Source organism: Luteibacter sp. NPDC104163, from assembly GCF_055584245.1.
Map to the genome: position 1 here is coordinate 260352 of NZ_JBVJMK010000004.1, position 12617 is coordinate 272968.

The 12617-nt window shown below is 65.3% G+C and carries 10 protein-coding genes; 8 read left to right on the forward strand and 2 right to left on the reverse strand.

Annotation, left to right across the window (positions count from 1 at the left end; genetic code table 11):
* On the forward strand, positions 1-1404 hold the full coding sequence (locus tag ACZ6YI_RS07665; RefSeq protein ID WP_465778090.1) for a coiled-coil domain-containing protein: 1404 nt from the start codon (positions 1-3) through the stop codon (positions 1402-1404).
* Between the two features lie 257 nt (positions 1405-1661).
* Positions 1662-2516 (forward strand): outer membrane protein, encoded by an 855-nt coding sequence (locus ACZ6YI_RS07670; protein ID WP_465778091.1) that lies wholly within the window; start codon positions 1662-1664, stop codon positions 2514-2516.
* 162 nt (positions 2517-2678) lie between these two features.
* Here ACZ6YI_RS07670 and ACZ6YI_RS07675 read toward each other — a convergent pair whose 3' ends face one another.
* Positions 2679-3353: a TerC family protein gene (locus ACZ6YI_RS07675; RefSeq protein WP_465778092.1), complete on the reverse strand. Its 675-nt coding sequence runs from the start codon at positions 3351-3353 to the stop codon at positions 2679-2681.
* Between the two features lie 291 nt (positions 3354-3644).
* On the opposite strand from ACZ6YI_RS07675, the gene ACZ6YI_RS07680 reads away from it, so the two are divergent.
* Positions 3645-5096, forward strand: a complete 1452-nt coding sequence (locus ACZ6YI_RS07680; protein WP_465778093.1) for a bifunctional 2-methylcitrate dehydratase/aconitate hydratase — start codon at positions 3645-3647, stop codon at positions 5094-5096.
* A 201-nt stretch (positions 5097-5297) separates the two neighbouring features.
* Positions 5298-6392, forward strand: coding sequence for an OmpA family protein (locus ACZ6YI_RS07685; protein ID WP_465778094.1), 1095 nt, complete (start codon positions 5298-5300; stop codon positions 6390-6392).
* 128 nt (positions 6393-6520) lie between these two features.
* On the opposite strand, the gene ACZ6YI_RS07690 is transcribed toward ACZ6YI_RS07685, so the two are convergent.
* Positions 6521-8956, reverse strand: a complete 2436-nt coding sequence (locus ACZ6YI_RS07690; protein WP_465778095.1) for a TonB-dependent receptor plug domain-containing protein — start codon at positions 8954-8956, stop codon at positions 6521-6523.
* A gap of 294 nt (positions 8957-9250) precedes the next feature.
* Here ACZ6YI_RS07690 and ACZ6YI_RS07695 point away from each other — a divergent pair, with 294 nt between their 5' ends.
* The 4 genes from ACZ6YI_RS07695 (at position 9251) to ACZ6YI_RS07710 (ending at position 12616) form a co-directional block, all read left to right on the forward strand.
* Entirely contained in the window at positions 9251-9712 is a 462-nt protein-coding gene (locus ACZ6YI_RS07695; protein ID WP_465778096.1) for a DUF3574 domain-containing protein, read from the forward strand.
* Positions 9712-11310, forward strand: coding sequence for a hypothetical protein (locus tag ACZ6YI_RS07700; protein ID WP_465778097.1), 1599 nt, complete (start codon positions 9712-9714; stop codon positions 11308-11310). Before ACZ6YI_RS07695 ends, ACZ6YI_RS07700 begins: the two co-directional genes overlap by 1 nt.
* A 97-nt stretch (positions 11311-11407) precedes the next feature.
* Positions 11408-11935: a lactoylglutathione lyase gene (gene gloA / locus ACZ6YI_RS07705; RefSeq protein WP_465778098.1), complete on the forward strand. Its 528-nt coding sequence runs from the start codon at positions 11408-11410 to the stop codon at positions 11933-11935.
* A gap of 24 nt (positions 11936-11959) precedes the next feature.
* The gene (locus ACZ6YI_RS07710; protein ID WP_440328532.1) at positions 11960-12616 is read left to right on the forward strand and encodes a rhomboid family intramembrane serine protease; all 657 of its coding nucleotides are present in this window, start codon (positions 11960-11962) and stop codon (positions 12614-12616) included.
* Position 12617 lies beyond the last annotated feature (1 nt).

A 12617-nucleotide genomic window follows, 5' to 3' on the forward strand; every position in this document is an offset into this window, starting at 1 on the left:
ATGTATCGCAATGGCAGGGTGATGCAGGCAAAGACATGTGTGGGCGCGTTGTCGCTCGCCGTACTACCCATGTGGATCGGCGCGTGCCTGGCGCAGGAATCCGCAACGACGGTCGACCCGGCCTTGCGCGAGAAGATCGAAGCGCAGGGCCGCAAGATCGATGCGATGCGCAGCCGCATGGCGGAACAGCTCGCCGAGCTCGAGCAGATGAAGCGCGAGCTCGCCTCGCAGGAGGTCGCGTACAACGACCTGCGCAAGGCGGTGGGCATGACAGCGCTGGAAGAGGCGCGCGCCACAGGTGCGCCCGGCGTCGCAGGTGCGCAGAGCGCCCCGGCGCCGCAAGAGCAGGTACCGCCCGGCACGCCAGCTCCGGGCGCCCCAGCGGCGCCGGTTGCCCAGCCCGTGGCAACCACCCAACCGGTCGGCAAGCGACCGGAACAGGATGAGCGCCCGCCCGAGGTCGCGCCGATCTTCGACCAGCCGGGTGTGCTGACGCCGCGCGGCAAGCTTATCCTTGAGCCGTCGTACCAGTACGGTTACTCCTCGAGCGATCGCGTCGCGCTGGTGGGTTACACGGTCATCCCGGCCATTCTTATCGGCCTGGTGGATGTGCGCCAGGTGAAGCAGACCACGCAGACGGGCGCGGTCGCGTTCCGCTACGGCCTGACCAACCGCATGGAACTCGAAGTGCGCGTTCCGTACGTGGATTCGCACACCGATACCATCAGCCGCGAGATCTTCACGGGCACGGCGCAGGATCGGTTGTTCACCACCAGTGGCAAGGGCATCGGCGATGTCGAGGCGACGCTCCGCTACCAATTGAATGACGGTGGCGCCGACAAGCCGTATTACATCGGCTGGTTCCGCGCGAAATCGCGCACTGGCGAGGACCCCTTCGAGGTCACGAGCGATTGCGTCACGCGTTGCGTGGCCAACTACACCGGCACTGGCCTGCCGCTGAAGAATCCGACCGGCACCGGCTTCTACTCAGCACAACTGGGTCTCACCTGGTTGTATCCGTCCGATCCAGTCGTGTTCTTCGGCAACTTCAGCTACCTGCACAACTTCGAGCGCAAGGATGTCAGCCGCAATGTGCTCGGCGCCGGCAAGCAATTCCTTGGGGATATCAAGGCAGGTGACATCGCGGACATCAGCGTGGGCATGGGCCTGTCGCTCAATGAAAAGGCATCGATCAGCATTGGCTACGACCAGGCATTCGTCGGCCGTACACAGCAGGACGGCCATCCGTTGCCGGGCTCCGCGCGCGCCACACTCGGCTCGCTGCTCATCGGCGGCTCGTACCGCTTCAACGAAAAGGAAACGCTGAACATCACGCTAGGCGTTGGTGTGACACGCGATACGCCTGACACCACGGTGACGGTGCGCGTACCGATCACCTTGTAGGCAGAGCATCGCCGACAGGGTCGCTCCCACCAGGGGAGAGCACGGAAGGCCAGGATCCTCGCATCCTGGCCTTTTTGACTGGTGGGTGCGGCCCTGTCGGCGATGCTCTTTTCACGATGCATTCACTGGCTCGCGCATGAACGCGAGGCACGTGTGTGCGCGTTCCCGTGACCTATGCACGCGGTGCATACATAACGGATCGTTAAGCTTTCGGCCGGGGGTTCGATCACTTTCTAAAAATTGCAGGGATTTTTTACATGCGCATTCGCCACAACCACTTCGGCAAGGTCGCCTCGGGTCTTGCCCTTGCTTCGCTCGCATTCTTCGGCGCTGCCGCGCATGCGCAGGATAGCCAGAAGAAATCCCAGTCCCCCGCGCTCGACAATGTCAGCGTATGGGTCGGCGGTTACTACACATCCAACGACACCACGCTCGGCGGCCAGACCCGCCTCCTCAACAGCAATGGCGATGTCAATCTTGAGGACGACCTCGACTTCAAGAAGCACAAGACGGTGCCGCGCGTACGCCTGGACTTCCTGATCGGCGAACACCAGGGCTTCGCGTTCGACTGGTACGAGGTCGATCGCTCGCATTCGAAGACGTTCAACGAGTCGGTCAATGTGCTCGGCCAGCCCATCACCGCATCGGCGTTTGCCAAGGGTGACCTGAAGTTCAGCTTCGGCAGTGCGGCTTACAAGTGGTGGTTCGGCACGGGCGATGACGTGTTCGGCGTTGGCCTGGGTGCGGCGTACTACAAGGTCCGTGGCAGCATCGATGCATCGGTGACCGCACTGGGCCAGACCCAGTCGGCCAGTTCGTCCACCGATATCGATGCGTGGGCGCCCAACCTCCAGCTCGGCTGGCGCCACGCGTTCAACGACCAGTGGCGCATGTACGTCAACGCGTCGGGCGTGAAGAAGAACGGCGGCAGGCTCAATGGCCACATCTACGACACGGCCATCGGCCTGGAGTGGTTCCCGTGGCAGAACGTGGGTTTCGGTGCCGAATACGCCTACACCCGGATCAAGCTGCACCAGGACAAGAGCCGCTACGATCTGGACCTGGATATGAAGCTCAACGGACCGGCCGCCTACGTGCGCTTCCGGTTCTGACCAGCCGGTTGGCACCGGGCATTGTGCCCGGTGCCTTGCCGGGGGGAATCCAAGGCCGCCCAAGGGCGGCCTTTTTTTGGTGGGGCCTTGTGGGAGCGCGCTTGCGCGCGATGGGGCCAGCGGCAAGCCCCATCGCGCGCAAGCGGGCTCCCACAGACTGACTTATGCAGCTTCCGGCCGCTTGCGCTGGGCCAGCCAGCCCAGGCCCACGATGCCGGCGACGAGCAGCGCATCCAGCGTCCAAGGCGCCCACGGGCGCGCATCGAACCACGGGGCGAGCAGCTGGTCGTGGGCGATCATGCGGGCGGCCGTCCAGGCGATCGCCGCCGCGCCCACGTAGATCACGATGGGGAAGCGCTCGATGAGGCGCAGGATGAGCGTGGAGCCCCACACGACCAGCGGCACGCTGATGGCCAGCCCGAGCACGACCAGGCCCATGTGGCCCTTGGCCGCGCCGGCAATCGCCAGGACGTTGTCCAGGCCCATCAGCGCGTCGGCGACGACGATGGTGCGGATGGCGGCCCAGAAGCCCTTGGCTGGCGCGATGTCGGGGTCGTGGTCCTCGTGCTTAAGGAGCTTCCACGCGATGGGGATCAGCAGCAGGCCGCCCGCCAGCATGAGCCCCGGCAGCTTGAGCAGCCAGATCACCGCGAAGGTCAGCAGGATGCGGATGGCGACGGCGCCGAACGTCCCCCAGAACACGGCCTTCTTCTGCAGGTCGCGGGGGAGGTTGCGGGCGGCGAGGGCAATGACGATCGCGTTATCGCCCGCCAGGACCAGGTCCAGCAGGATGATGGCCGCGAGGCCGGAGAAGAATTCGGGAGTGAGGAAATCCATGGGGCCACCTTCGCGCGCTGTGGTCGGACCAATGCGGCGGCGACGGGTACGCGCGCCCGTCTCCACCGCAAAAGTCTCGTTCCCGGCGTGGTGCCGCCGCGATGCCCGGGACGCTGTGGCGTCCGTACTGACGATCATCGCGCACGGGGCCGGATGCCCCGCGGAACTACTCCCCTTTGGGTTGTAGTGGGCGCCATTCTCCCGGTTCGGTTGCGGCGCGGCAAGACACCCCCGGGGGGTGACCGGCTAAAATGTGCGGCTTTCCCACCCACACCTTCGCGAGTGAAGCCCATGAGCGCACACGATATCCGTTCCGCCACGCGTCCCGACCCGGACCAGCCGATGGTGGACATCGCCAACTACGTCGCCGATTACACGATCGAGTCGAAGGAGGCCTACGACACCGCGCGCTACATGCTGCTCGACTCGCTGGCCTGCTCGGCCCTGGCCATGAAGTTCCCGGACTGCGTGAAGCACCTCGGCCCCATCGTGCCGGGCGCCACCATGGAAGACGGCGTGCGCGTGCCGTTCACCTCGCATGTCCTCGACCCGGTCCAGGCCGCGTTCGCCATCGGCACCCAGGTCCGCTACCTCGACTTCAACGACACCTGGCTGGCGGCCGAGTGGGGCCACCCGTCGGATAACCTCGGTGCCATCCTGTCGGTCGCCGATTACCTCTCGCGCAAGGCGGTGAAGGAGGGCGGCAAGGCCCTGACCGTCCGCGACGTGCTGGGCTACGCCATCAAGGCCCACGAGATCCAGGGCTGCTACGCCCTCAAGAACAGCTACAACCGCGTCGGGCAGGACCACGTGATCCTGGTCCGCCTGGCCTCCACGGCGGTCACCACGGCCATGCTGGGCGGCGGCAAGGAGCAGATCACCACGGCCGTCTCGCACAGCTGGATCGACAACGGCGCCCTGCGTACCTACCGCCACGCCCCGAACACCGGCCCGCGCAAGAGCTGGGCCGCCGGCGACGCCTGCCGCCGCGCCGTCACCCACGCCATCAATGCGGTCTACCGCAACGTGGTCGGCTACCCGTCGGCCCTGTCGGCCAAGACCTGGGGCTATTACGACGTGGCCTTCAAGGGCAACGCGTTCGAGTTCGAGCGTCCGTTCGGCAGCTACGTCATGGAGAACGTGCTCTTCAAGATCAGCTTCCCGGCCGAGTTCCACGCCCAGACGGCCGTGGAGTGCGCCATGAAGCTGCACGCCGAGGTCGGCCACCGCCTGGACGAAGTCGAGCGCGTGGAGATCCAGACCCAGGAAGCCGGCGTCCGCATCATCGACAAGACTGGCCCCCTGGCGAACTACGCCGACCGTGACCACTGCATCCAGTACATGGTGGCCGTCCCGCTCATCTTCGGCCGCCTCACCGCCGACGATTACAACGACAGCGTGGCTGCCGATCCGCGTATCGACGCGCTGCGAGACAAAATGACCGTGGTCGAGAATCCGCAGTTCACCAAGGATTATTTCGACCCTGAAAAGCGTTACATCGGTAATTCGGTGCAGGTTTTCTTCAAGGACGGCACCAGCACGCAAAAAATCTCGATCGATTTCCCGATTGGCCACCGTAATCGCCGGGCCGAAGGTATTCCGGTTTTGCTCAAGAAATTCGAGGCCGCCCTCCGCGCAGAGATGCCGGCGGACCGCGTTGAGAAGGTTCTGAGCATCACTTTCGTGCCGGAAAAGCTCGATGCCATGCCCATTCACGAGTTCATGACGCTCTTCACGGCTTGATAATGGCCGTGACTCAAGTATGAACGGCTGGCGGCGGCATGCGCTCAATTGTTGGATTTTTGCTAAACTGCCGCCGCCCGTTGAAGGGGTAACAAAAGCGAGGGACGCCAAAGTCCCCGGATTCGACAAAGAGTTTTTCTGACGCGCGATTTCCGTCTGGGGTGGAGCGCGGACGCGAATACCAATAATGAGGAGACACCGATGAAACGTAAGGGCTTGTTTTTGCTGATCGGCTTGGCCCTGGGCGGCGTGGGTGCCGTCCATGCGCAGGAATCCGCTGACGCGGGTAACGGCTATGACGGCCGCTGGTACATCGCCCCGACGGTTGGCGGTTACTACAACGACACCGACCGCAACACCAACAGCCGCCAGGTTTACTACGGCCTCGGCGTCGGCAAGTTCATCTCCAGCAACGCGTCGATCGACATCTTCGCTGACCGCACCAAGCGCGACAACGACGGTACCGGTCACTGGTCGAACAACAGCTACGGCGTTGCCGCCCGCTTCTACGCTGGTGCGTGGGACAGCTGGCGTCCGTACCTGCTGGCCGGTGTGATGGGTTCGTACCACCACAACCCGTCGGACAACGGCTGGTCGCCGGCCGCCGAACTCGGCGTTGGCGTGTCCAAGACCATCACCGACAGCTCGGATTTCCGCGTTGAAGCCGGCTACCGCTACGATTGGGACGACAAGACCAACGACAGCGAGAACGGCTACGGCGACTGGTTCCTCGGCTTCTCGATCGTTTCGCGCTTCGGCGAGCCGCCGGCCGCTCCGGCCCCGGCTGCTGCTCCGCCCCCGGCTGCCCCGGATTGCTCCACCCTCGACAGCGATGGCGACGGTGTGAACGATTGCGACGACAAGTGCCCGGCCACCCCGGCTGGCACCATCGTCGGTCCGGACGGTTGCCCGCAGAAGGTCGTCATCGACCTGCGCGGCGTCAACTTCAAGTTCGACCGTCCGAAGAAGGGCGAGACGAACATCGGCCCGACCCTGCAGGAGCCGACCAGCGAGTCGCTGGGCGTCCTCGACCAGGCTGTCGACACCCTGCAGCGTTACCCGCAGGTCAAGGTCACGGTTGCCGGTTACACGGATAGCGTCGGTAAGGATGCGTACAACCAGTCGCTCTCCGAGCGTCGCGCCAAGATCGTGTTCGATTACCTGACCTCGCACGGCATCGGTGCCGACCGCCTGGAAGGCCCGATCGGCCACGGCGAGAACAACCCGATCGACACGAACGACACGGCCGAAGGCCGCGCTCGCAACCGTCGCACGGAACTGCAGGTCCAGCAGTAATACCTGGACAAGCAGCTTCCCTATCGGTAGCAGCAAAAAGGAGCCCGGCGAAAGCCGGGCTCTTTTTTTGTGCCTGGGATCAAGGTCCCCCTTGTGGGAGCGCGCTTGCGCGCGATGGCGGCAAGATTTCACCACGCATAACGCGCCCGCGCATACCAATACGCGCCATTCGTACCGATCGGCGAAATGACGTCGTACGGGAAGTTGCCCGCGTAGGCGATGTCCGGGATCGAGCGCTTCGGGTACTGGTCGGTGATGTTCTGTCCGCCAAGGGCGAGCGAGAAGCGATCCGTGGCATGCCACTCGGCCTCGGCGTCCAGCTGCCAGCGCGCGCCATAGGTCTGCCGCGGGACGAAGCCGTCGCCGAAGTCGAACACGCGCGTGGTCGCACCTTGCCGCGTCAGCCGACCCAGCAACGACCAGCTCGGGTGATCCCAGCGCGCGGTGAACGACCCGCGCTGGCGTGGTGCGGCGTCGGTCAGGGTGTTGCGCTCCTCGACGCCGAACAGCACCGCATCCGCGCCGAGTTCAGCCAATGCGGCGGGCGTGTCGCGCACCTTCCGGATCGACGTGCGGTTGTAGCTGTACGTCGCGGTCAGCGTGAGGTTGCCGCCATACGCGGGCTGGCGATAGTTGGTGACGAGTTCCGCGCCGCGCGTGCGCGTGTCCACCGCGTTGGTGAAGAAGGCGACGCTTTGCACGCCTTGTACCCCGAAGCGCGCGGCGATGAGGTCTTCCAGGCCATCCGGTGCAATGGTTTCCGAGAGGGTCACGCGGTGATCGACGTCGATCCGGTAGATGTCGAGCGAGGCATCGAATCGTTCCCCGATGCGCGCCGTGAGGCCAAGGCTGAGGTTGCGCGACTTTTCCGCCTTGAGGTCCGTGGCGCCGAGGCCGCGGGCGATCGGGTTGTTGACGGAAAGCACCCGTCCTTGCACGAGTTCGCCATTGGCGCCGTAGCCGGTAGACGTGGACTCGAACCCGATCTGGCTGAGTGACGGTGCGCGCAGGTTGTTCGACACGGCGCCGCGCAGGGCGATGGCGTCGTTGAATGCGTAGCGGCCGCTGAGCTTGCCGGTCCACGCGCCGCCGAAATCGTTGTAGTGCTCGTAGCGCGCCGCGGCGTCGGCGAAGAAGCGCTCGGTGACGTCGCCGGCGAAGTCGACGTAGGCCGCCGCGACGTTTCGATGAAGATCCGCCGTGTCCTGTGGGGTCAGGCCGCCGCCGGCCTGCGCTCCCGTCGGCGCGCCGACGACGGGACCCACGGCATAGGACGCCGGGTCGCCGGCGAAGGTCCGAAAGCCTTCGTGGCGGAACTCGGCGCCAGTCGCCAGGGTAAACAGCTGGGTGCCCAGGCCGACGGTGCGCGAGAGGTCGAGGTTTGCGGTGCCCTGCGAGTTCTCGTACTTGCCGACATCGAAATGGGTTGGGCTGGCCTCACCCAGCGATACATTCACCGAATCGCGCAGATCGTAATCGAAGGTGTTGCGGCCCCAGGTCAGGCTGCTATCGATGTCCCACTCGCCCGCCCGGGTGCGCGCACCCGCGGTGAGGTTCACGTCGGTGTTGTAGCCGAGGGATTCGGGGCGATAGCCATCCGGGTAGATCGAGGGCACGTTGGCGTCGCTGTCCGGGTACCGGAAGTAGTTGTCGCCTACCGTGCGCCGGCGGGTGTAGGTCCCGAACGCATAGCCGCGCACGCCATCCCCCAGCCCCAGCTCACCGTTGAACCAGCCGCTGTAGTTTTCATTGCGGGGATCGCCTGCGGCGTAGTTCCGCTTGCCCTGCAGGGCGAGATTGGCGGGGGAGGGGTTTTCCCAGGAAGGGATCTCATCGCGCCCGGCACGGTTCGTCGGCTCGCGGTTGTTACCTTCGATACCCGCGCGGAGGAAACCATCGGCACCCAGTTTCGTGCCGGCCTTCGCGCTGACGTAGCCGCTCTGTCCATCGGTGATGTGCCGATCGCCTGGCCGGAAGTGCGTGTGATAGGCGCCATAGGTAGCGTCTACCTCGCCACCTTCCGGAGCATCGTCAAGGATGATGTTGACCACGCCGGCGATGGCATCCGAGCCATATTGCGCGCCCGCACCGTCGCGCAGCACCTCGATGCGCTTGATCGCGGAGATGGGGATCGCGTTGAAGTCCACGGGCGTCGTGCCGCGGCCGATCTTCGTATCGGTATTGACCAGCGCCGACGTGTGGAAGCGCTTGCCGTTGACCAGGACAAGCACCTGGTCGGGGCTCATGCCACGCAGCTGGGCGGCGCGGACATGGTCGGAGCCGCCCGAGTTCGATTGGCGGGGGAAATTGAACGACGGCAGCAGGGTGGCGAGCGCCTGGCCCAGTTCGCCATTGACCGCTCCGGCGGAGCGCAGGTCTTCCGGGGTCAGCACATCGATGGGCACGGGTGAGTCGAGCACGGTGCGGTCACGTACGTGGGTGCCTGTCACGATGACCTGATCGAGCGTCGTCGTGGCCGGTTTGTCGGCTTGCTGGGCGCGGGGCGCGGTCGCCGCCGTGGCGAGGACGACGGCGATGGCGATCGGGAGGCGGGAGTGGCGCATGATGGATCCTGGATTGACGCGCACGGGAGCTTCCGCCGTGCGGCGGTCGTAGGAGAAAGGCGTCGGAGCCGCGAAGGGGCTGTATCAGTCCAGCGTGCCCGGGCAACATCGCCCGCAAGCCGCGACGCGGCCCGGCATGGCATGCTGCGTGGGAGGGAGGCGTGTCATGGATGCCCTGGCGCCGCAGGAAAGTGCGGAATGTGCGACATTTGTTGCACCGCAGTGTACGCTGTGTCAATAGGAAAGACGTCTGGCCGTATGGACGTCCATAACGAACCATCCGCCGGAATCCGCATGAAGATCACCGCAGGCCTTCTCTTCTCTGCATCGCTACTCCTCGCGGGCTGCGTTGCCTCGCCGTCGCATGCGCCGCCGACCGCCCCGGTTTCCGCGACCCTGGCGGGCGATACGGCCCACCCGGCCAGCACGGCGGGCTGGGTCCGTACGGAGCTCTATTTCGGGCTGGGCCTCGAAGGCACCAGCAGCGGCGTGGACGAAGCGGGCTGGCGCACCTTCCTGGATCGCGAGGTGACCACGCGCTTCCCCGATGGCCTCTCCGTCGTCGACGTCTATGGCCAGTGGCAAGGCAAGGGCCAGGCGCAGCCAGAGCGGCTCCGTTCGAAGCTGCTACTCCTGCTCTACCCGGATACGCCCGCCCACCGGGCGGACGTCGAGGCCATCCGCACCGCGTGGAAGGCCAAGACCGGTGACCAGTCGGTGCTGCGCGTGACCCAGCCCGCGGACGTGTCGTTCTGATGGCCGCGCCTGGCAACCCGGCCCGTCGCCGCGCCTTCGGCGGTGGTGACCTCAACGGCGTCCTTGGCCTCGTCGTCGACAACCTGTCGATCCTGGCTTTCCTTGCCACCGCGCTGATCGGCATCTTCGGGATGCCGGCGGATATCGTCTACCGGCGCATGTTCCCGGGGACGGCACTGGGCGTGCTGCTGGGCAACCTGGCATACACCTGGATGGCGCGCCGCCTTGCCGCGAAGACGGGCAGGGCGGATGTGACGGCCATGCCGCTCGGCCTCGATGCGCCCACCAGCATCGCCATGGCCCTACTGGTCCTGGGTCCCGCGTTCGCAGGCTACAAGGCCTCGGGCATGGATCCCGTCGCGGCCGGCGAGGCCACCTGGCGACTGGGCATGGCCTCGCTCGTGGTCATGGGCGTGCTGAAGTTCGTCCTGTCGTTCTTCGGGGCGTGGGTGCAGCGCTCGGTGCCACGCGCCGGCTTACTGGGTTCCATCGCCGGTATCGCGCTGGTGCTCATGGGCTTCCTCCCGCTGGTCGAGATCATGCGTGTCCCAGTGGTCGGTTTCGCCGGCCTCGGCATCGTGCTCTACGCGCTGGTCGCGAAGCGGCGCCTGCCGTTCGGTACGCCGGGTGTCCTGGCCGCTGGTGCGGTCGCCGTGGCGCTGTACTACGGCCTGGGGCCGCTCGGCCTGCTCGGCACGGGCTACCACGCACCGGCCGCGTGGGAATGGCGCCTTGGCTTCCCCTGGCCTTCGCTGGGCTTCATCGCCGGCCTGCCGGCCACCGTGCCGTACCTCGCTTTGATCCTGCCGTTCGGCCTGCTCATGGTGGTCGGTGGCATCAACGTGACCGAGAGCGCCCGCGCCGCAGGCGATGACTATTCGACACGGGACATCCTGCTGGTCGAGGCGCTTGCCACGCTCGTGGCCGGTGTCTGTGGTGGCGTGGCGCAGACCACGCCCTACATCGGGCAGCCCGCCTACAAGGCCATGGGGGCACGGACGGGCTATACGTTGGTCACCGGCCTGGTCATCGGCCTCGGCGGCATCTTCGGCTACCTCTCGAACCTGGTGGAACTGTTGCCTGTTGCGGTGCTGGCGCCGATTCTTGTCTTCGTCGCGATCGGCATCACCGTGCAGGCGTTTGAAGCCGTCCCGCTGCGCTATGCCGCGGCCGTTGTTTTCAGCTTCTTCCCGGCCATTGCACGCATGCTCGCGATCAAGCTTGGCGATCCTTCGATCGTCGATCCGGCACGGTTCGGTGCGTTGTATGCCGACGCCAGCCACGGCATCTCGGAACTCGCGGTGATCATCATCCTCGGCAACGGCTTCATCATCACGTCGATGGTCTGGGCCAGTTTCGTCGTCGCGATGATCGACGGGCACGTCCGCAAGGCGGCGGCCATCGTCGCATTGGGTGCCGTGCTTACGGCTTTCGGTGTGATTCACTCGGTACAGCCCATCGGTGCCGTTTACCTGCCGTGGCTGCTTGATACGGCATCGCGCACGCTGGTGTGGCAATTCGTCGGTGCCTACGGCGCACTCGCCGTGGTGCTGTTGCTTCTTTCCATCCGTGAAGGCGGCGCCCGCAAAACCGTGTAGGTATTTGCCTATTTTATGTAGCGGTGCCCTGCCAAGCTTGAATTGCGCGGGCACCGCAGCCACCCTTGGAGCCTGTTCCCCAAGAGTCCTCCTCCCCATGTCCCTTTCCGACCTGACCAAGCTGCCGGGTGTCACCGCGTCACCGGATATCGCCACCCGCCGCTACGTGTTCAACCACACCATGATCCGCGTGCGTGATCTCGAAGTGTCGCTGGACTTCTACACGCGCGTGCTTGGCTTCACGCCGGTGTACCAGCATGTGTTCGACGAAGCGAAGTTCACCATCGTGTACCTGGTGCTCGTCGGCGATACCTCGGTGATCCCCGATGACGACGATGCGCGCAAGCGCTGGGTGCTGAGCCAGCCGGGCGTGCTGGAACTCACGCACAACCACGGCACGGAGAAGGAAGCGAAGACGCCGTACCACAACGGCAACACCGAGCCGCGTGGTTTCGGTCACCTCTGCGTGAGCGTACCGGACGTCAACGTGGCGTGCGCCCGCTTCGATGCGCTGAAAGTCCCCTTCCAGAAGCGCCTTGCCGACGGCCGGATGAGCCACATTGCGTTTATCCGCGATCCGGACGAATACTGGATCGAAATCCTGCAGCCGACGCCGCTGGCCTGATCCTCGCTGGACCCCGGATTCCCCATGACACCACGCTTGCCCCCGGTCACCCGAAACCTGCTCATCGCCAACGTGGTGCTGTTCGGTCTGCAGCTGCTGCTCGATGACGACAACACGATCGCGGTGACCCGCTGGCTGGGGTTGTGGCCGCTCGGCCACTACATCGCGGTGAACCTCGGGGGCGGGGATATCGCGGGGCTCGGCTTCCGGCCCTGGCAGCTGGTGACCTACGCCTTCCTGCACGGCGGGGTCATGCACATCGTGCTGAACATGTACGCGCTGTACATGTTCGGCGGGTTGCTGGAGCGGGTGATGGGAGCGCGCCGCTTCCTCATCTACTACTTCACCTGCCTGTTGGCGGCGGGTGTCGCGCAGCTGGCGGTGCTGTACTTCTTCGAGCCCGACAAGATGTATCCCACCGTAGGTGCGTCAGGCGCGATCTTCGGGCTGCTCGCCGCGTTCGCAATGCTGTTCCCGCGCGAAAAGCTCATGCTCATCCCGATCCCGGTGGGGATCCCTGCCTGGCTTTTCGTCACGCTGTACGGTGCCGCCGAGCTGATCTTCGGCGTCACCGGTACGCTGTCAGGCGTGGCCCATTTCGCCCATCTGGGCGGCCTTGTCGCTGGCCTGGCACTGCTCTGGGCGTGGGGCGTACGGCCGCCACCACGCCCGCAGTACTAAG

Bases quoted from the DNA above. Each gene is read 5' to 3' on its own strand.
- ACZ6YI_RS07690 (WP_465778095.1), bottom strand. From the start codon at position 8,956: ATGCGCCACTCCCGCCTCCCGATCGCCATCGCCGTCGTCCTCGCCACG.
- ACZ6YI_RS07680 (WP_465778093.1), top strand. From the start codon at position 3,645: ATGAGCGCACACGATATCCGTTCCGCCACGCGTCCCGACCCGGACCAG.
- ACZ6YI_RS07685 (WP_465778094.1), top strand. From the start codon at position 5,298: ATGAAACGTAAGGGCTTGTTTTTGCTGATCGGCTTGGCCCTGGGCGGC.
- ACZ6YI_RS07675 (WP_465778092.1), bottom strand. From the start codon at position 3,353: ATGGATTTCCTCACTCCCGAATTCTTCTCCGGCCTCGCGGCCATCATC.
- gloA (WP_465778098.1), top strand. From the start codon at position 11,408: ATGTCCCTTTCCGACCTGACCAAGCTGCCGGGTGTCACCGCGTCACCG.
- ACZ6YI_RS07695 (WP_465778096.1), top strand. From the start codon at position 9,251: ATGAAGATCACCGCAGGCCTTCTCTTCTCTGCATCGCTACTCCTCGCG.
- ACZ6YI_RS07700 (WP_465778097.1), top strand. From the start codon at position 9,712: ATGGCCGCGCCTGGCAACCCGGCCCGTCGCCGCGCCTTCGGCGGTGGT.
- ACZ6YI_RS07710 (WP_440328532.1), top strand. From the start codon at position 11,960: ATGACACCACGCTTGCCCCCGGTCACCCGAAACCTGCTCATCGCCAAC.
- ACZ6YI_RS07665 (WP_465778090.1), top strand. From the start codon at position 1: ATGTATCGCAATGGCAGGGTGATGCAGGCAAAGACATGTGTGGGCGCG.
- ACZ6YI_RS07670 (WP_465778091.1), top strand. From the start codon at position 1,662: ATGCGCATTCGCCACAACCACTTCGGCAAGGTCGCCTCGGGTCTTGCC.